The 20,843-nt window shown below is 35.8% G+C and carries 17 protein-coding genes; 1 reads left to right on the top strand and 16 read right to left on the bottom strand.

The annotated features are described in order from the left end of the window. Positions 1-33: 33 nt before the first annotated feature. The 14 genes from scpA to nagB all read right to left on the bottom strand — a co-directional run bounded on the left by scpA (position 34) and on the right by nagB (position 18,531). Positions 34-2,166 (bottom strand): methylmalonyl-CoA mutase, encoded by a 2,133-nt coding sequence (gene scpA, locus ACFSJT_RS11370; protein ID WP_378320387.1) that lies wholly within the window; start codon positions 2,164-2,166, stop codon positions 34-36. Positions 2,167-2,281: 115 nt separating this feature from the next. Continuing rightward, complete coding sequence (locus tag ACFSJT_RS11365) at positions 2,282-2,899, bottom strand: hypothetical protein (RefSeq protein WP_378320386.1); 618 nt, start codon at positions 2,897-2,899, stop codon at positions 2,282-2,284. Positions 2,900-2,997: 98 nt separating this feature from the next. Next, positions 2,998-4,359 (bottom strand): methylmalonyl-CoA mutase subunit beta, encoded by a 1,362-nt coding sequence (locus tag ACFSJT_RS11360; RefSeq protein ID WP_378320385.1) that lies wholly within the window; start codon positions 4,357-4,359, stop codon positions 2,998-3,000. Further along, positions 4,352-4,711, bottom strand: a complete 360-nt coding sequence (locus tag ACFSJT_RS11355; protein ID WP_378320384.1) for an FtsB family cell division protein — start codon at positions 4,709-4,711, stop codon at positions 4,352-4,354. Before ACFSJT_RS11355 ends, ACFSJT_RS11360 begins: the two co-directional genes overlap by 8 nt. A 37-nt stretch (positions 4,712-4,748) precedes the next feature. After that, a complete protein-coding gene (gene udk / locus ACFSJT_RS11350) occupies positions 4,749-5,357 on the bottom strand; it encodes a uridine kinase (RefSeq protein ID WP_378320383.1) in 609 nt (202 codons plus the stop codon). Between the two features lie 126 nt (positions 5,358-5,483). Continuing rightward, on the bottom strand, positions 5,484-6,566 hold the full coding sequence (locus ACFSJT_RS11345; protein WP_378320382.1) for an anhydro-N-acetylmuramic acid kinase: 1,083 nt from the start codon (positions 6,564-6,566) through the stop codon (positions 5,484-5,486). Then, positions 6,544-7,227 carry a class I SAM-dependent methyltransferase gene (locus tag ACFSJT_RS11340; protein ID WP_378320381.1) on the bottom strand — a complete coding sequence of 228 codons (684 nt, stop codon included), beginning with the start codon at positions 7,225-7,227 and terminating at the stop codon, positions 6,544-6,546. The genes ACFSJT_RS11345 and ACFSJT_RS11340 overlap by 23 nt, the downstream gene beginning before the upstream one ends. A 12-nt stretch (positions 7,228-7,239) precedes the next feature. After that, positions 7,240-8,808: a glycoside hydrolase family 3 protein gene (locus ACFSJT_RS11335; protein WP_378320380.1), complete on the bottom strand. Its 1,569-nt coding sequence runs from the start codon at positions 8,806-8,808 to the stop codon at positions 7,240-7,242. 6 nt (positions 8,809-8,814) lie between these two features. Then, positions 8,815-10,086, bottom strand: coding sequence for an MFS transporter (locus ACFSJT_RS11330; RefSeq protein ID WP_378320379.1), 1,272 nt, complete (start codon positions 10,084-10,086; stop codon positions 8,815-8,817). Further along, a complete protein-coding gene (locus tag ACFSJT_RS11325; protein ID WP_378320378.1) occupies positions 10,083-10,565 on the bottom strand; it encodes a hypothetical protein in 483 nt (160 codons plus the stop codon). The genes ACFSJT_RS11330 and ACFSJT_RS11325 overlap by 4 nt, the downstream gene beginning before the upstream one ends. Then, positions 10,558-12,078 (bottom strand): glycoside hydrolase family 10-like protein, encoded by a 1,521-nt coding sequence (locus ACFSJT_RS11320; protein ID WP_378320377.1) that lies wholly within the window; start codon positions 12,076-12,078, stop codon positions 10,558-10,560. Before ACFSJT_RS11320 ends, ACFSJT_RS11325 begins: the two co-directional genes overlap by 8 nt. A 78-nt stretch (positions 12,079-12,156) precedes the next feature. Next, positions 12,157-13,491 (bottom strand): RagB/SusD family nutrient uptake outer membrane protein, encoded by a 1,335-nt coding sequence (locus tag ACFSJT_RS11315; protein ID WP_378320376.1) that lies wholly within the window; start codon positions 13,489-13,491, stop codon positions 12,157-12,159. A gap of 17 nt (positions 13,492-13,508) precedes the next feature. After that, positions 13,509-16,535 carry a SusC/RagA family TonB-linked outer membrane protein gene (locus tag ACFSJT_RS11310; protein WP_378320375.1) on the bottom strand — a complete coding sequence of 1,009 codons (3,027 nt, stop codon included), beginning with the start codon at positions 16,533-16,535 and terminating at the stop codon, positions 13,509-13,511. 49 nt (positions 16,536-16,584) lie between these two features. Continuing rightward, the gene (gene nagB / locus ACFSJT_RS11305) at positions 16,585-18,531 is read right to left on the bottom strand and encodes a glucosamine-6-phosphate deaminase (protein WP_378320373.1); all 1,947 of its coding nucleotides are present in this window, start codon (positions 18,529-18,531) and stop codon (positions 16,585-16,587) included. 178 nt (positions 18,532-18,709) lie between these two features. Here nagB and ACFSJT_RS11300 point away from each other — a divergent pair, with 178 nt between their 5' ends. Next, entirely contained in the window at positions 18,710-19,459 is a 750-nt protein-coding gene (locus ACFSJT_RS11300) for a DeoR/GlpR family DNA-binding transcription regulator (protein WP_378320371.1), read from the top strand. Between the two features lie 72 nt (positions 19,460-19,531). On the opposite strand, the gene ACFSJT_RS11295 is transcribed toward ACFSJT_RS11300, so the two are convergent. Both ACFSJT_RS11295 and ACFSJT_RS11290 read right to left on the bottom strand, forming a co-directional pair. After that, complete coding sequence (locus ACFSJT_RS11295; RefSeq protein WP_378320370.1) at positions 19,532-20,254, bottom strand: hypothetical protein; 723 nt, start codon at positions 20,252-20,254, stop codon at positions 19,532-19,534. A 105-nt stretch (positions 20,255-20,359) separates the two neighbouring features. Next, entirely contained in the window at positions 20,360-20,824 is a 465-nt protein-coding gene (locus ACFSJT_RS11290) for a c-type cytochrome (protein ID WP_378320369.1), read from the bottom strand. Positions 20,825-20,843: the final 19 nt, after the last annotated feature.

Below are 20,843 nucleotides of genomic sequence, written 5' to 3'. Positions count from 1 at the left end.
TTTAATACTATGCGCGCATAGTATTTTTGTCAGCTATTCAAAAGTAGAAATAAGAATTTCTAGGATGGTGATAGCTGCATCACTGATTTTGGTTCCAGGGCCAAAAACAGCAACTGCGCCAGCGTCGAATAAGAAATCGTAGTCATCGGGAGGAATCACACCACCTACAATGATCATGATATCCTCGCGCCCATATTTTTTAAGTTCTTCGACAATTTGAGGAACTAATGTTTTGTGCCCTCCTGCAAGTGAAGATACACCAACAATATGTACATCATTTTCAACTGCCTGTTTTGCAGCTTCCTTTGGAGTTTGAAATAGAGGCCCTATGTCTACATCAAAACCAACATCGGCATAACTAGTGGCAACTACCTTTGCACCACGATCATGACCATCCTGCCCCATTTTTGCAATCATAATTCTAGGTCTACGACCTTCTAACTCTGCAAACGCATTGGCTAACTCTCTTGCCTTATTAAAAGACTCATCATTTTTTATTTCTCTGGCATACACTCCCGTAAATGTTTTAATTTGTGCCTTGTATCTTCCAAATTGTTTTTCTAGAGCATCACTTATTTCTCCAAGCGTGGCTCTTAATTTTGCAGCTTCTACTGCTAAAACTAATAAATTTTGGTCAGTATCTAAAGCAGCCTTCGTCAAATTGGCCAGAGCAGTTTGCACCGCTTGCTCATCTCTTTTTGCTTTTATCTTTTCTAAGCCTTCTATTTGTTGTGCTCGTACGGCTTGATTATCTACTTTTAATGTGCTGATAGGATCTTCTTCTTCTAACTTAAATTTATTTACTCCAATAATGACATCTTGTTCGCTGTCAATTCGAGCTTGTTTACGTGCAGCAGCTTCTTCAATCCTCATTTTTGGTATTCCAGCTTCAATAGCTTTTGTCATTCCGCCCAGTTCTTCAACTTCTTGAATGAGTTTCCAGGCTTTTTCTGCAATATCATGGGTGAGGGATTCTACATAATAACTCCCTGCCCAAGGGTCTACTGTACGTGTTATATTGGTTTCTTCCTGAAGATAGATTTGAGTATTTCTAGCAATTCTGGCCGAAAAATCTGTTGGTAAAGCTATTGCTTCATCCAGCGCATTGGTATGTAAACTTTGAGTTCCTCCAAAAGCAGCGGCACTGGCTTCAATACACGTTCGAGCTACATTATTAAAGGGATCTTGCGCTGTCAAGCTCCATCCGCTGGTTTGACAATGTGTACGAAGCATTAAAGATTTTGGATTCTTTGGGTCAAACTGTTTAATTAATTTTGCCCAAAGCATTCTAGCCGCTCTCATTTTTGCTATTTCCATAAAGTGATTCATGCCAATTGCCCAAAAGAACGATAGGCGAGGGGCAAAGGAATCAATATCCAGACCCGCTTCTATCCCTTTTCTTATATACTCCAATCCATCGGCTAGGGTATACGCCAACTCAATGTCGCAAGTGGCACCGGCCTCTTGCATATGATACCCAGAGATACTGATCGGGTTAAATTTGGGCATATTTTTGGAGCAATATTTAAATATATCGCTAATAATTCGCATTGATGGAGTAGGAGGATATATATAAGTATTACGCACCATAAATTCCTTCAGGATGTCATTTTGTATCGTTCCTGATAATAGATTTTGATCAACACCTTGTTCTTCTGCAGCAACAATGTAAAAAGCCATAATAGGTAACACGGCACCATTCATAGTCATTGAAACTGACATTTTATCGAGTGGAATCTGATCAAAAAGTACTTTCATATCCTCGACAGAGTCTATCGCAACTCCGGCCATACCTACATCTCCAACAACTCTTTCGTGATCACTATCATACCCTCTATGGGTGGCAAGATCAAAAGCTACAGATAATCCTTTTTGACCCGCTGCAAGATTTCTGCGATAAAAAGCATTGCTTTCTTCTGCCGTAGAAAAACCAGCATATTGTCGAATAGTCCAAGGTCTGCGCACATACATCGTGGAATATGGTCCTCTTAAATATGGTGGGATACCAGCAGAAAAATTAAGGTGGTCTAAATTGTCAATATCATCCTTTGTATAAAAAGATTTTACATCAATTCCTTCGGATGTAGTGAAGATTGGATTTTGTGATTTGTTCTTAGATATTGTTCCTTTTGGTACTTCTAAACCTTGTATATTTTTTCTACTCATTATTTAAAGCTGCCTTTTAGAATGCTAAATTTAATAGCGTCGTAAAATTAAGCTTTTAGAGTGGTTTTTATAAAAAAAAAGAACTGTTTGATAAGAATAATATAAAAATAAGACATTAAAAAGCTTTTTCGATTACCATAAGTATTGAATAGTAAATATCGAATGCAATAAACTTTTTAATCTGATTGGTTCTAAACTTATTATCCGGGATATAATAAATTCTTTGGGCTATAATGGAGGTACTTACATTTCCATCTCCTTCAAGAGTATCAATAATTTCTTTAAAATCATCACTACCACTAGTGTTTTTAAGACATTGTATGAGACCGCCACGGTAATTAAATATCATAATTTCCTGTTCATTTTTATTACCCTGAGCCGACGGATTAGATTTCTTGACGGCTTCCTGATTTTCATACTCACTTAATTTAATCCAAAGTGAATTCTTACCAGTAGCTGCTTTCTTAAATTCACGGGTTAATTGTATTGAATTACTCGAAGGAAATTTTCTAAGATCTAAGGATAGACTGGCTACCTCGGCCAAAAAAGTTCTATATGTTTTAATAGAATCATTCCCAAACTTATAATAAGTAAATAGGTCTTTTTCAAACGATTCGAAGGCCTTTTTGGATAGACCACTTGCGTCAATAGTAAGACAATCGATTCCTGATTGGGTATATGAAGTAAAGGATGATAAAAGCAATACTATAAACATCGCTTTTAATCTAATCATTAGGGGCATTGATTAAGATTTAGTAAAGTTAATGTATAGGCTAAGTTTTACAAATTTAGCCGCAAGTTAGTAATTAGTTAGCAAATATTAACATTTTGTTAAAGATTTTTCTCTAAAAGCTCACTCAGTCTCCTTGTTATCACAGGTTCAAGGAGAGTTTTTCTAGGTTTTTTCTCTAGAAAAACTGTTTTTTGAAATTCAGGAATAACCTCTTTGGTGTTTTGATATTTATTAGAACCTGTTAAAATAATCTTTTCTTTATCGAAAAGTTCTTGTTCTTTTTGAGCGCTCTCTTTTATCTTTCGCTGTATATTTCCGGATTTCAATTGATTCAAGAACCCACCACCTTGCTCAATATTTTTGAATAATGTTAGGGCATGTTCTGCTAATTGATGAGTAAGAGCTTCTATATAATAAGAACCAGACGCAGGATTTTCTACCAAATCAAAGTAGCTTTCATTTTTTAGGATCAATAATTGATTTAACGAAATCCTTATGCCAAAATCGTTTTCCAGATTATAAATATCATCATAAGGAATATTATATATGGTATCTGCTCCTCCTAAGATAGCACTCATACACTCGGTAGTAGTGCGAAGCATATTTACATTGTAATCCAAAATTGTTTTGTTACGATGTGAAGGAAATGCCATTATAAAGCACTCTTCGATAACATTATATTCTGAAGCTAAAGCACTCCACAGCATTCTAAGTGCACGAAGCTTTGCAATTTCGAAAAAATAATTTCCGCCTACGGCTACTTTAAACGTAATTTTGGTTTCCTTAAATGGATTCTTGTTTTTATTTTCAAAATGATTTAAATATTCATTGGCATGTGCTAAAGCGTATGCTAACTGTTGTGTCATTGTAGCGCCTGCATTTTGATAGAGACTTATGTCTATACTCAAAGTACCCTTTAACGATGGGTATTTAGTAATTTCTTCTAGGGCTTGATGATCTTCCATTAAATTTTTAAACCAATTGCCTGTACTTGCAAGTCTATTTATAATATCAGTAAAAAGATAAATATCCAACTTTTTAGTTTTGGCGATATCATTTAAAATATTGATATATGATGTTGAAAGAAATTCGGTTTTTATAAAAAGAGGAGTTTCAGCGGTAATGTTTTGTAGAAGATCCTTAGGATTCACCTCTTCTTTTTGAACTACAAAAAAGATACTTTCTGCTCCTTTTTGAATAGCTTTTATTGCCTTTCGATTTCCTTTTTCGGCCTCTTTTACCTCTATCTTGATAGAATTTCTCCAGTTGGAAGGATGAGAAACGGGATTATTTATTTCGAAAAGATCCTCGTGATTATAAAAAGGTTTAATGTCTATACCTTCTAAAGATTTGAAAATTAAGGCTTCATTATAATCTGCACCTTTAAGATCAAATTGAATTTTTTGCTTCCACTGTTTGGCAGAGACTTCATCAAAACTGTCAAATAAGGGTTTAGTCATTTTTTTTGGTTTTAGGAACGCTATCTTCGTATTCGATGATGTAAATCTCTTCATCGTCACGTTTCATAAAATATTCTTCTCGAGCAAATTTTTCAAGCTCACTACTATCTTTTAATACTTTGATATCTTTTTGATCCTTTATGATCTCTTTTATGTAATATTCTTTATTATCCTCTAGTTCCTGAATTTCTTGATCCAATTCACGATGTATAAGCCATGAGTTAGTATCCAGAAAGAGCATCCAAATCACAAAAAGCAATACAATAAGCACATATTTATTAAGAAATATGGCAAATATCGGTATTAGTGCCGGTTTGTTTTTTAATTTTTGTAAATAACTTTTAAGCTTCAATTTACTTAAGGTGATGTTTGCTGTAAAGGTACAAAAGTTAATTCAAGCGTTCTTTAATAATGGTGCGTACAATATCAACCGCTACATTATTGTAATTATTGTTAGGGATGATGAGATCGGCAAATTCTTTGGTGGGATCAATGAACTGCTGATGCATAGGTTTTAAGGTGTTTTGGTATCGATCTAAAACTTCATCCATATCTCTACCGCGCTCTGCAATATCTCTTTTTAAACGTCGAATCAACCTTTCATCACTATCGGTGTGGACATAGATTTTAATGTCAAACATATCTCTTATTTGAGGATTAGTGAGTATTAGAATCCCTTCTACAATAATTACCTTGCTTGGTTTTGTACTATGGGTTTCTTTGGTACGATTATGTTCTACAAAAGAGTATACAGGCTGATCTATCGTTTCTCCTTTTCTTAATGCGGCAAGATGTTTTCCTAGTAGTTCAAAATCTATTGATTGAGGATGGTCAAAATTGATTTTTACCCTTTCTTCATAAGTTAAATGACTGGTATCTTTATAATATGAGTCTTGTGAGATGACACATACTTCATTTTCTGGAAGTTCATTTACAATTTGATTAACGACTGTGGTTTTTCCACAACCTGTTCCTCCGGCAATACCAATAATGAGCATTTTTTCGTTTTTTTGGCAAATTTAGAAATAGTTATTGAGTTATTTAGTTTTTGAGTATATGAGTTTTTGCGAATACATAAATATTCGATTATTAGCTTCATAATAAGATAAACAGGTAAACGTAATTTATAATGGATAATATAGTACTCCAGAAGACGAATCCCTTTGGGCTCCAGTTACAGACTTTAGACAATTGACTTCATTGATATCTCGTAATACACCCATAAAAGCAAAAATCATCGCCTCCTTAAAATCTATAATTTCTACTGCAGGCGTTATAATTTGTGCCATATCTTTTACTTTATCTTGAAGAGTTTCGATCAAAAACTCGTTTTTCGCACCGCCACCAGTGACTAATACTTTTGCATTTTTCTTTTGAGTATTCTTGATATCCATTCCTATTTGCGAGGCAATATGATATACTGAAGTATGTAATAAGTTTTGTGCTGTATCTTGGGAATTATCAATGATCGAAATCATATTTTTTTCAAACCACTCATATCCCAAAGATTTTGGATAGGGTAATTTATAATAGGGTAATGAATTTAGTTGCTCTAATATATCATTATTAATTGCTCCGGTAGCAGCAATTTTACCTCCTTGATCATAGTCAAGATCAATTTTTTTACAAATATGATTAAGAAGCATATTCACTGGAGAGATGTCATAGGCAATTCTTTTTCCTTCATCTTCAAACGAAATATTGCTGATTCCGCCTAGGTTTAAACAAAAATCATACTCTTCGAATAGTAATTTATCACCAATAGGAACTAGCGGAGCACCCTGACCGCCTAAGGCCACATCGTTGGTTCTAAAATCACAAATTACTTTTTGCCCACTAGCGTTTGCAAGATGTTGTCCAGATCCTATCTGATAGGTAAGACCAATTTCGGGTTGATGAAAAACAGTATGCCCGTGACTGGCAATAAAATCTATATTTATTTGGTTCCTGTCGATAAATTTTTTGACTTGTTCTCCCAGCCAATTACCATAGTCGTTATGAAAAGCCAATAGTTTTGAAGCTTCAAGGTGCACCGTGTTTTTTAATTTTTCTTTAAATTCTGAAGTATAATCAATACTTTCAGTTTTTTCTATCGAAAAAGACCAGGAATCATTTTTCCTTTCAAAATGGCAATAGGCAATATCCAAGCCATCTAGAGATGTTCCAGACATTAAACCAATAACCTTATATAGTTGTGTTTTTGACATAGTGCAAGGTAAAAATTATTGATAACAAGGTATCTTGATCATTAGTTACTTCGGTAATATCCTCAATCGATAAACTACAATTGTTAAATACTTCAATCCAATCTTCAAGAGTTCTGGCATACCATGCGTGTGGATCTTTAAAAGTACCAGGAAGTCCCTTCCATGAATCCTCAATCCATTGGCTGCTGTAGGTTGCCTCTTGATGCTTCAAAAAGTATGGATGTAACGTTTGGATGATTATTTTGCCATTTGGGGTAAGTATTCTTTTTAGGGCGTTCAACAAATCCTGAACTTCTTCTTTTTGATATAAGCTAAAGTTAAATACTATACCATCATGAGGAGATTTGGGTATTGCGGCTCCACTTATAATTTCTTCATAGGTTAGCTTGTAGAAATATTGTGGTCCTTTTTGCCGTGCATTTTCGATAAGAGTATCTATAGCGTCGATGCCTACTACTTCTGTAGCTTGATCTGATAATGCCCGGGTAAGCCAACCCTCACCACAGCCTACATCAAGGATTTTTGTAAAAGAATGCTTTTTAACCTGATTTACAATCGCTGGATTAGTATAAACTCTCGACAGAATAGTCCCATTGTCAATCACACGGATCCATTCCTTTGCATTGGTCAACCAAGATTCAAAAATTGACGTGTTTGTCATCTTCTACCAATTTTAAAGTGTTACGGGAATATTTCCATTGGCCTTTTGTTTACCCAAAAAATGTTGCCCCGCTACTTCTTGAAATTCTTTGAAATCCTGATAAGCAAGGATTATATTTTCAATCTGTGCTATATTCAAAACTCTTAATACATATGGATTACCAAATAAATATAAAGTTACTTGGTTCGATTCACTGAGGTTTTGAATATAGTCTATCATTTTCCGCTCAAGTCCAAAATTATGTATAGGTTTCACCGAAGGTGGAAATAATGCAATAAGTATATTCTTTGTGTTATATTCTGAAATATCTTCTTCGTGATATTCGTATTTTTTAAAGTTTATATGACCTTCAATAGTATCAAAGAAAGTACATATTGGTTTTCCGATACAAATAGCTTCAAAGGTTACGGTTTTAAATTTTTCTAGGGTTTGGGGCGAGCCTTTTATCATGGTAATGGTCTGCTGTGCAATTTTTTGATTTAACACTGAATGTACCTTCGATGTTGCAGGCGCGATACTTGACCTCTGAAGCGAAAATGCTTTTTGTTTCATTTTCCAAATTCTATTGAAACTAGCTTCAACTTGATGATCTGAGGCTTTTTTTCCAATCATCTGAATCCCTTCCTCTACATGTTCCGAAAAACACAAGATATCGTTACCTGCATCAAAGGCTTTCCATTCCAGAAGTCCTTTTTCTTGGTATAGCTTAGACACACTGTGCATATTTAATGCATCAGAGATGACAACACCTGTAAATCCTAACTCTTCTCTTAGCAAACCTTTACTAATATCTTTGGATAGGGTTGCAGAAATGTGTTGCCCGTTACTTAAACTGGGAATTGCCAGATGCCCTACCATGATACTGTCTATACCAGATTCGATGGCTTTGATAAACGGATAGAGTTCCTGATCAAAAATCTCGGCTTTGGATTTATTGATTACCGGAAGCCCGAGATGCGAATCTACGTTGGTATCTCCGTGCCCGGGAAAATGCTTAAAACAACTTAACACTCCTGCTTCTTTTGTGCCATTATGAAAAGATAAAGCTTTTTGGCTTACCTTCACTTTATTTTCGCCAAAGGAGCGATATCCAATCACCGGATTATCTGTATTCATATTAATATCAGCAACAGGGGCTAAATTTATATGTATACCTATGTTGGCAAGATCGTTTCCTATTTGTTTTCCGGTCTGGAAAATAAGCTCATTTTGATGGTCTGGTAAGGCTCCTAAAGTAAGTGCATACGGATATTGTGGTGTGTTTTCTACGCGCATGGCCAAACCCCATTCGGCATCAATGCTCATTAATAATGGAGTAGGAGCAATACTTTGATAATGTTCTATTAATTCTTTAAGTCTTTGAAGACTGTTTTCATTTCGTGTTATTTTTTTCTTCCCTTCAAAATTAGTAGCAGCACTTGCCCGACTATGAAAAAATGTGAGTCCGCCAATATGAAATTTTTTGATCAATGTTTCTAAACGTTGAATTTCTTCTTGGGAATCATTTATAAAAGCTGCCGGAAAGAAAAACTGTCCGATTTTTTCTCTTTTGGAGAGGTTCTCTAAGTTGTCTTCGAGCATGATCATTTAGCTTTTGTCTTTTTTTCCGTAATCAACAGGATATTTAATGAACCAGGTAAGTAGGATTCCAGGTATTGCTGAAATCGCTACCCAAAGAAAGAAGCCTGTATACCCCAGAAATTCCTGTATGATTCCGCTTAGCATACCAGGAAGCATCATCCCCAATGCCATAAAACCGGTTGCAATGGCATAGTGAGAAGTTTTTGAAACGCCTTCGGCCACATAAATCAAAAACATTAAATAGGCGGCAAATCCAAATCCATATCCAAATTGTTCTATGATCACTACCGATGTAGCAAAAACTACCGAAGATGGTTGCCAAAATGCCAATAATGCATATAAAAGGTTAGGAAGGTTTAACGCTAGGATCATGGGGAGCATCCACTTTTTTAGTCCATGCATCGAAATGACAATGCCTCCTAAAATTCCACCAAGGGTTAGCGCAATAATGCCAAATGTACCATAAATAGTACCTACTTCTGCCGTGGATAATGCTAATCCGCCGGTTTCTGTGCTGTCCAATAAAAAGGGGGAGGCCATTTTTACAAGTTGTGATTCTCCCAAGCGATATACCAAAATAAACGCCAGCGAGATCCAGATGTATTTCTTTTGAAAGAAAGTTATAAATACATCTATAAAGTTGATTTTTTCTTTTTCAACGGTACTTATATCATTTTCTACTTTTGGAATGGCGAATAAATTAACCAGAGTAAGTACAATCATTAAGACGGCTATAATGATCATAGTAAATGACCATGCTTTATGATTATCACCATAAAAGCTTTCCAGAAATCCGGCGAGTACAACAAGCAATCCTTGTCCGGTGACCATGGCTAATCGGTAAAATGTACTGCGTACTCCTAAAAAAAAGGATTGTTTTTTCTCTGAAAGGGCAATAAGGTAGTATCCATCTGATGCAATATCGTTTGTTGCAGAGGCAAATGCCGCTATCCAAAAACAAGCAATGCTAAGTATTAAGAAATTATTGGTGGGAATCGTTAGCCCAACACCTAAAAAAGCAATCGCTACAAGCAATTGCATTCCCAGAAACCACTTACGTTTGGTGCTTTTAAGATCTACAATCGGGCTCCATAATGGTTTTATTACCCAAGGTAGATATAACCAACTTGTATAAATACCAATATCGGCATTACTGATTCCCAATTTCTTATACATGATAACGGAAAGAGATATAATAATCACATAAGGCAATCCTTCGGTAAAATACAATGCGGGTACCCACGCCCAGGGTCTTTTGTCTATCTGTTGTTCTGTCATGAATTATTTTTTAGCATATGTTGATAGACACTTACTTGTGATCCATCGATTACTATTGCATTAACAGTCTTTTGATAATATTCTACAGGCCCCACACCTCCTATAATGGCATATCCATATCCTAGTTCCTTCAATGCGAGCAGAGCTTTAATTAATAATACTTTTCCGATGCTTTTACCTCTTTCTTTTTCTATAATTCCAGTTGGGCCAAAGAAGTTTTTGGCAGTACATTCATAGCAAGAGAACCCTATTATTTCTTGTCCTCTCTGCGCTATGAAACAACTTATCGGAATTCTGGAAAATGCTACGTCAACTTCATCTGCCCAATTACTGCTAAAATATTTGCAAACCCATTGTGTAACTATGGATTTTTCGGGAGCAATGGGCCTTCTAAAGATTACCTGTTCTTTTTCTTTTAAAACCTTTTCAGTATTAGTGATGTCCGGAAGTGAAACCAGCCTTACAAGCATATCATTCATTAGCTTCGGTATTACGGATTAGCATAGTATTAAATTGATAAGGGGTACTCTCCCTTCTATAAATATCCAAATACGTAATGGTAATGGGTTTCTTGTTTGTTGTCATAGATATCGGGACTGTTATCACAATATGTTCGTTAATAATTTTGGGAGGAAATATACTCATATTATTCTTGGAATGATAAACTATTACAGCACGTAAGGTTGTCGTTGTATCATTTTTGAAAAAAAGTGTTACAGAATCTTTATAGACTTTTCTCGAGGAAAATTTGGGGGCAATGTCGATTCTTTTCTCCTTAACGTGAGAAGGAGGTAGGGATGGCTGTTGATAGATGTTTTTTGATAATTGTGCTGTAATATCATTGTGTTGATGAAGTAATGATTTGGCACTGAAAAATATATTTCCAGAGATATTATCGGCTTTTCTTGCCAGTTTTATCTGTTTAGATAATTGTTTTTTCTTATTCCAGGCCCTATCAGGGTTATTTCTAACTTTATAAGCTCCATTGCCGATATAGATATTAGTGCTGTTATTGTTTTCATTCCACCATCGAACTAGTTTTTTGTAAGAAGCTTTCGGATGATTAAGACTCCAGTAAACTTGAGGAGCTAAATAATCGATCCACCCTTTCTGCATCCAGGTCAGTGGATCGGCGTACAAATCGTCATAGGTAGTTTGCCCAGCTTCGGTATCAGAACCTGCAGGATCTACCGATTTATTACGCCATACCCCAAACGGACTAATACCAAATTGTACCCACGGTTTTCGAGCTTTGATATTTGTATGGATACTGCGAATTAAGGTATTTACATTTTCTCTTCGCCAATCTTCTATAGATTGGTCAGACTTAGCATACTGCTGATAGGATAGCTGGTCATCAAAAACTTCATCTTTGATTTTGTAGGGATAAAAATAATCATCAAAATGAATGGCATCAATATCGTAATTTTTAACAACTTCATTAATTACAGAAACCAGATGTTGTTGTACCCCTGGTAATCCAGGGTTGTAATAATATTTTTTTCCATATTTGATCATCCATTCAGGATGCAGATGATAATCATGGGTTTGATCAAGAATGCTTGTGTCTAAATCAAAAGTGGCTCGATAAGGGTTGAGCCATGCATGAAATTCGAATCCTCGTTGATGAGATTCACTGATCATCCAGGTCAATGGGTCGTAATAGGGACGTGGCGGCACACCTTCTTTTCCTGTTAAGAATCGTGACCAAGGGGCTAATTTTGAAGGGTACAAAGCATCACCGGCTGTACGAATCTGGACAATAACTGCGTTGAAATGTAATTTTCTGTAAAATTCTAAAATCTCAATAAAGTCGTTTTGCTGCTTTTTTATGGAGTCTTTTCCACTTTTTGGCCAGTCGATATTAACTACCGAAGCAATCCATACTCCGCGAAATTCTCTTTCCGGGGTATTTTTTGTGTTTTTAATCAAGCTTCCGCAGGAGAAACAGAATATCATTAAAAAGAAATAATATGCTTTACAATACTTCATGTAAACTTTAAAAAAGGCTTACTCGATATCTTCAAATATAAGTAAGCCTATATTTTATTTGATAAATTATATATTCAATTAGATCGCAGGATCATCTGGTGTGTTGGGATTGTTATTGCGCTCGGTATCCGGATATGGATAAAAGTTTCTATTTCTCTCATCTGAAAATACCTGTGAGGCAGGACTTGGCTGTGGCCTATTGAACCTTCTACTATCCTCTAAACTCATCCCTGTTAAAAAAAGTTCTGCTCTTCGGTTTTGGTATACCTCCAGCAATAATTCTGAAACAGTAAGAGGGCCCATATATTCAGGAATATTGGCATTAATACCTAGGGGGTCATTTGTATCTGTCCTTACTTCATTAATAGCGCTCACAGCTGCAGTAATATCTGGATTGGTTTTTCTCAAATTTGCCTCAGCAATAATAAGATTCATTTCATCGGGGATATATAGTGGTATTGATTTATCGATAGCATCGAAAAAACCTTTTAGTTCTTCAATCGGCAATTGATTTTGATTGGTGGCGTCGTCTGGCTCTAAATAAAAAGATAATCTACCATCAGTACCTTCAAATACAAAAGAATCGGGTAGACCAAAGTTGTCTCTAGGTTTAAAATTAGGAGCTCCTCCTTGAATTACCCTATTCCAAATAGGATTGAAATTTTGATCATCATATGTAAAAACTGATGTGCTAGTTAGATCTACATTATTTGCACTAGTTATAGCAGCATCATAATTGCCTGCAAAAAGGTTAAATCGCGCCAACATGGCAAGAATACTGTTCTCTAGATCAATCTCTCCTTTTAGAATCTCATCAATAAATTCATCTGAAATAAGATTATTTTGTATTTCAGATAATGCTTCATTAAGCAATCGTATTGCCTCTTGATATCCTTCAATTCTGGAAACAAATTGAGCCTGATTATCATTACTGGTTTGTATAATCACATTTTCGTAATGTTGGCTCAGTCCCCCAATACATATGGCTTTAAAGAGTTTGGCGTATGCAATTAGTCCACTGGCTGTACCGTCTTCTAATTCTATCGTGGGAGTGGCGTTAATGATATCTTCGCTAAGTTTCATTACTCTAAGCAAATTGAACCAAAGACCTTGTACGTTTGAGTTGAAGTTTGGCAGATTTGCACCACCATCTTCTAGTTCTATCATATTTTGAAAGGTAGTGGTGATACCACCTTCTCTAGTAGTTATTGCAGGGGTTTCAATTATAAAACGTAATCCATTGGTGGAGTATAATTGCCTCATTCCTACAGTAGCAGCAAAAATACCTTCTCTAGAGGAGAAGACTTGTTCGTCGGTTGCAGAATTGGGATTTTCAAAATCTGTTTCACAAGAAATCAGCAATGTAACAGCCAATAAGATTAATGCGTACTTGCTCTTTATAAATGTTTTCATGATTGTTTTCATTTTAATTAGAAACTTGCGTTTACACTTATTTGATATGTTCTCGGTATAGGAACACCTGCAAAATCAAAACCTCGTACGCCGTTACTTTGTCCGGCAGTATTAATTTCTGGATCCCAACCTGAGTAGCTATCCCATGAGATTAAGTTTCTACCAATAAAACTTATTTTAAGATTATCGATACCTAAACTTTTTGGAGTAAAGTTATAGCTTAACGCTACTTCTCTAAGTTTAACAAAAGAACCATCTTCAACAAACTCTTCAAAAATTCCGGCTTGAACGCCACCCGTTCCTTTAGGGATTTCACCGGCCAATTCACGACCTGCCTGAGCACCTCCGCCAAAAATGGCATTATCTAGTAATCTGCGGTTCCAGTTAAAAACATCATACCCTTGTACGGCATCCAATTGAATCCTTAGTCCAAGATTTTTATAAGAAAACTCATTAATCAATGATCCAAACCATTCAGGGTTAGGGTCTCCGATAACTTTGCTCAAGGTTGAGCCAGAAGGTTGACCATTGCTGTCTCTTATAGGAGTTTGTGTTGCAGCGTCTCCTCTTTCTACCTGTGGAAATCCATCGGGGGTCAATAATAGACTACCATCAGGATTTCTTGCATAATATTGTCTATAGAATACACCCAAAGGTTCGCCTTCTATAACAAAATTAGTACCAAAACTACCTCCCAGCGGTATTTGCTCTGCCGGAACATCAGTAACCTCATTTTCATTTTTGGTAAAAGTTGTAGTGATATCCCAGGAGAAATCTTTTCCCTTAAAAGGGGCAAACCTCAGCAAGACCTCAAAACCTTTATTTTCTAAGCTACCAATATTCTCGAATCTTGTCCCAAAACCTGTGGATGGAGAAAGCTCTCTCTCAAGTAGCAGATCTGAGACTTCTTGTTGATAGTATGTAAATTCAAGTCCTACGCGGTTATTGATAAAACTGGCATCTATCCCAAACTCAATTTCATCCTGACGCTCTGGAGCTACATTTTCGTTTCCCTGCTTGGTATCTGGTACTAATCCATTACTGCCTGATATTGAAATGGGATCAAAGACCGATAAGCGAGAATCAAACCCTAATGCGGTTAGATTTCCTGCCTGACCCCAAGAAGCCCTTAGTTTAAATGTGTTTATGGCACTACCAAAAGTGTCTTTCCAAAAATCTTCAGAAGAAATTAGATAGGAGATACTTGCTTTTCCAAATACCTGATTTCTTTCGTCTTTACCAAATACAGAGGCTCCATCTAGTCTGATCGCACCGTTGATAAATAATTTCTCTTTGAAGCCAAAGGTTTGTTGTAAGAATGTACCCCAGTACGATATTTCTGTTCTGGATTCCCCTTGTGTCAATATTTCTCCTGCGGTAGGCACTTGCACAATAGGAACAAGTCCTGTAGCGCTTATAGCAACTGATTCTGTTTTTTCGTATTGCCAAGAACCTCCTAGAACAGTAGAAGAAGTAATCGCAGATGAAAGGTTGGTATTATAACTAAAATTGAGATCACTATTATATTGAAATACATTAACATCTGCTCTTCTAGAGAATCCATCAGGTTGTGTAGATGTATTTTCTCTAGGAATAAATGCTTTTCCAGATTGGTTGTATGAATCAATCCCTAACGTATAATTAGAAGACAACTCATCGGTTAGTTGTGCTTTGAAACCAATATTCGTTATTGTTCGATTTGTGATTTGCCCAAAATCGAACCTATTAACAGCTTCTGCAGGATTGGTCCTGGGAACTAAGAGTGATGTTACAGGGTAAACACCACTTTCATTAGGAGCAGGGTTTATAGAATTATCTGAAAATAAAAAACCTGTAATCGCTCCATAAGCAGAATTAATGCCTCCGTTTGGCATATCTTCACTTTCACTTCGAATATAATTAAGTCCAATATTTGCAGTGATCCAATCAGCAAGTTTTTGTTCGACGTTAACTTTAAAACCAAATCTTTGGAAATTGGTGCCTCTTACAATCCCACCATTATCCAAAAATGAACCAGACATGAAATACGTAGTCTTATCAGTACCTCCCGAGGCAGATAGAAAGGTTTCTGTACCTGTAGCGGTGGTATAAATTTCATCTTGATAATTGTATCGCTGCGCAGGTAACGTATTCAAGTTGTTTCTATCAAAAGGGTCTTCCCAGGATAAGGGCACTTCGTTATAATCAATTTCTTTGCGAAGCTCATTAATTCTTATACTGGTAGAAAAATTGATTCTAGGTTTCCCTGTTTTTCCTCTTTTGGTGAATATTTGTATGACCCCGTTACTCGCTCGAGATCCGTAAATAGCTGCAGCTGCAGCTCCTTTTACAATTTCAATTTTCTCAATATCATTAGGATTAATATCTGCAAGCCTGTTTTGACTATTTCCCCCAAGATCTATAAGGTCATTAGATGAATTATTTACAAATACTCCATCTATTATATATAATGGATCAGATGAACCCGCAATAGTACTTGCACCTCTTAGACGTATGCTAATACCCCCGGCAGGATCACCAGAATTTTGTTGTACCAAAGCTCCGGTAGTTTTACCTGCAAGAGCCTGATCGATAGCAATTGCCCCATTATTAACAAGCTCTTCAGCTTTTACAGAGGAAATAGCATTACCTAATGTTCTTTTATTAACTCCAAATGAGCTACCCGTAACAATCACTTCGTCCAGGCTTAATAAATCTTCAGTAATCTGAAAATCTTGTATAATTTCTGTTTCTGAACCTAAGTTGATTGTGATTTTTTGAGTAGAGTATCCCAACGAACTTGCAGTCAATTGATATTGCCCAGATGTCGTTGAAGCAGTGAACGTATATTTTCCGTCAAAGTCTGATACACTTCCAGATGAAGAACCCTCAATATATATTGATACTCCTGGGACTGGTATTCCAGTGGCTTGATCTGTAACCGTTCCCGAGATGGTGTAAAAATTGTTCTGCGCATGTACTGCAGCATATAATATCATAAATAGCAATAGACTTACTATTTTCTTTACGGGCATTCCCCGTAATAATTTGCCCCTATTTCTCATATAATTGTGTTTAGAATTATCTCATACTTTTTGAACTCAAAATGTGTTCTTAGAATTTGTATCGCACAAATCCCTCAATGGCTTCGTACTCTGGAAGCCCAAGTTTGTTATACTTTGCAGCAGTAGATTTGTTTCGCTCTTCTGCGCGTTGCCAAAATTCGCGATCGTCATTGCCAGGAAACATAGCACTATCCTTTTGGGATTGATGCTTAAATATTGCACTGCGTTTACGGGCCATATCTTTGGGTCCAATGGGGACTGCCATCTCCATATCAGAGATGTCCCATTCTTGCCAGGCGCCGCGATATAACCAAACATACGTAGTATTGATCCATGGAACATTTTCCTTAACAAGTCGATCAATAGCTTCGTAAATAATTTTGAGGCAAACTCTATGGGTGCCATGAGGATCAGAGAGATCTCCTGCAGCAAAAATTTGATGGGGTTTTATTTTTTGTAATAAATCATAGGTAATTTGTATATCTTCTTCCCCGGGAGGTTTCTTTTTAATGGCTCCGGTTTCATAAAACGGAAGGTTTAGAAAATGTGCATTTTCTTCTAACACATCACAATACCTGCAGGCAGATAATGCTTCTCCTTTTCTTATCAATCCTTTAAAATTTTGAATTTCGGGAGTATCAATATCTCCAGGGGACTTATTTTTGATAAAATGCCGTACTTCTTTTAAAAGCGTAGAAAGTTCTTTACTGGCTTGTTGGTTTTTAACGACATCCCTTGTAAAATCGAGAAAGCGTATTACTTCATCATCAAATACCGCAATATTACCAGAAGTTTGGTATGCGATATGCACATCGTGTCCCTGATCTACCAACCTTATTAATGTACCTCCCATAGAGATTACATCATCATCGGGATGCGGACTAAATATTAATGAAGTTTTTGGATAGGGTTCTGCACGTTCTGGTCTATTGGAATCATCAACTCTTGGCTTCCCTCCGGGCCAACCTGTAATGGTGCGTTGTAGTTGATTAAATACGCTTAGGTTAATCTCCTCTGCAGAACCTATTTCAGCAATTAGGCTACCCATACCAAATTCATTGTAATCTTCATTGGTAAGTTTTAATAATGCCTTATCCAGCTTTTCTGAAAGCCAAATAGCAGCTCTTTTAATCAAGGTATTGTTCCAGTGACAATCAGAGACCAACCAAGGAGTCTTTACTCGGGTAAGTTCTGAAGCTGCAGCCTCATCAATGATAAAAGTACAATTGTTATGTTTTTGAAGGAAAGTTGCCGGGATGAAGTCAGTGATTTCTCCTTCGATAGACTGATTGATAATATTGGCTTTTCCTTCTCCCCAAGCTAATAAGAATATCTTTTTGGCGGCCATGATAGTTCCTACACCCATTGTTATGGCTCTTGCAGGGACATTTTCTTCTCCAAAAAAATCACTGGCAGCATCAAGTCGGGTAACTTTATCCAAACGTATCAAACGAGTTTTACTGCTTATCGATGATCCAGGTTCATTAAATCCTACATGTCCTGTTCTACCAATACCTAATATCTGAATATCGATTCCTCCATAATGTTGGATTAGGTTTTCATAGGCTTCACACGCTTGTTTTATTTGATCAATAGGTAAAGTGCCATCGGGAATATGAATATTCTTTCGGTCAATATCTATATGGTCGAAAAGATGTTCGTTCATAAACCGAACATAACTTTGTAATGATTCTGGATGGATAGGATAGTATTCGTCAAGATTAAATGTGATTACATTTTTGAAACTTAATCCCTCGTCTTTGTGAAGTGCTACCAAATATTCGTATACTTTGGTTGGACTAGAACCTGTAGCCAATCCCAGAACTGTGTGCTTGCCAAGATCTGAATTTTCTTTAATAAGTTTGGCTATTTCGTTGGCTAGATAGCGTGATGCTTTTTCAGAACTCTCGTAAATCGATGCTTCTATTTTTTCATATTTCTTTGATTCTGGATCAAGAAGATACTCTGGTGTGGTATCCTTAGAAAGCATTTCCATGAGCAATGGATTTTATGTGTGAAAACTATGTGATGTATAAGCCTCTACTAAAATAATAGTATTAAATTTAATATTTGCATTATTTTGCCGTTTTTATTTCCTATTTTATTAACAATATCAGGTTAATTACTATATTTGTTGTTAAAATATAGCAAAAAACTGCAATTAGAGAATATGTATGCTTAAAGAAGAACGCCAACGCGTCATTGTTAATGAGGTACGAATCCACAGTAGGGTTTCATTATCGGATTTGTCTGATAAACTGGATGTATCCATAGATACCGCCAGAAGAGATGTTAAAGAATTGGATGCACTGGGAACTTTAAAAAAGGTACACGGGGGAGCGGTATCTCTTGGCTTTGCGCTGCATAATTATAAAGAGCAAAATATTTACCTACACGAAAAAAAATCTCGTATTGCCGAAAAAGCCATTTCTTTAATTCCGAATCGCAGCGTTATATTAATTAGCGGAGGTACTACAAATTTGGAAATGGCGAGGGTGTTACCTTCTAAATTAAAAATCACAGTTTTTACACCAAGCTTACCTATAGCAATGCAACTTATTTTACACCCTAATGCCGAGGTTATTTTTATTGGAGGTAAACTATCAAAAGAGGCGAAAATTACGACTGGTGGAAAAGCAATTTATGATATATCACAAGTTAAAGTAGATATCGGTTTTATAGGAACAGGGTATATTGATTTCCAAAACGGACTTACAGAATTTGATTGGGATGTGGTACAAATGAAAAAAGCAATGATTGCAGCTTCAAAAAAAGTAATAGTACCTACGATATCAGAAAAATTAAATACATCACAGTGTTATAAAACCTGCGATTTAACCGAGGTTGATACTTTAATCACCGAATTAGAACCGAATCATCCTAAATTAAAAGAGTTTAGGGAATTTCCTATTAAATTATTATGAGAAGTTTTTTAGTGCAAAAACTGTTACACCAAGACAAGCTCCCTAACAAGCCAAATCATTCTTTAACTTAATTTACATTTTAGTAATGTATTGAAAGTCAAGTGTCTTTGGATTAATTTCAGGTAAAGACTTTTTATAGTAAAAATCGATGATTTGATTTTCTAAATAAGATTGTATTTTTTCAATTTTATTGGAGTTATAAAGTTTATAGACCTGTACAGCTTCCGTTTTCTTGAATGCCTTCATAAGTTCGTCTGGATTCTTAACAATGTCTATACCTTTATACTTTTCAAATTTCCTCTTCATCCATCGATGACATAATAATTTGGTTTGACTATCGGCAAATTCTTTTTTAGCTTGATCAAATTTCTCGAGGTTGGTTACATCTTCTTTTATTTTACGATCCAAAATCACCTTGGCTTTTGTAAATTCTCGTTCAAATTTAAAGTCAACCCTATACATGTCTTTTTTTACTTTTTTTACTACTGCATTGAGGCTGTTTTCATAAACTTTTGCAAAATCTTCATAATTATAAAGAGCGTCCAAAAATATGATAGCGTGTTTTTTGTAATATTTTGGTATGGCTTGTTTTTTGGTTGCTGTAAAAAGAGTGTTGAGTTCTTCTTCTATTACATCAGGAATGCCTACAAATTTTGAGTCGTTTTTTAAGGCCTTTAATTTTGAAGTTATTTGAAGCCTGGTACCTTTATACAATTCTGATCGATATTTAAATCGATATCTATTGGGAGAAATTTCTTGATTTTGGGCAGTAACCAGAGATAGGTTTAAAAGCATTGTACAAAATGCCAATAGCCTTATCAATAATTTGGTTGATACTAGTTTAGCCCTCATTTGTGCGGTAATAATAGAATAGTGTTAATAACGCAAAATCACTACGGGTTATTTCTCTATACTTGCAACTTCTTCGACTGTTACCATCTTTTTTTGAGTATTTCCCCAACTGTTCATAATATAGTTCATCACATCTGCGATTTCTTCATCTTCAAGACCTAAAGGTGTCATGGCACTGTTATAAGATTCTCCATTTACTTTAATAGGTCCGTTTAAACCATATTTAATTGAATGGATACTCTCTTTTCGTTTATTGACTAACCAATCAGATCCGGCAAGTGGTGGAAATACCTTCGGGGTTCCTTTTCCGTCTGAAAGATGGCACTGCATACAGAAATCGCTATAAATTTCTCTACCGCGTGCAATACTTTCTGATAATTTAGATTCCTGGATATCTGATTTGAAGTCAGATACATAAACATTCTTTGTTTTTTCTTGCTGGGCTGCAATGGAAATAGTCACAATACTCATAATCATCCCTACAAGAAAGAATCGGTTTAAATTTTTTTTCACTTGGATAGTTTTTTAATGC

Source organism: Aquimarina celericrescens (genome assembly GCF_042682765.1).
GTDB lineage: Bacteria > Bacteroidota > Bacteroidia > Flavobacteriales > Flavobacteriaceae > Aquimarina > Aquimarina celericrescens.
The sequence above is the reverse complement of the archived record's forward strand: the minus strand, read 5'-3'. Positions and strand labels throughout refer to the sequence as shown.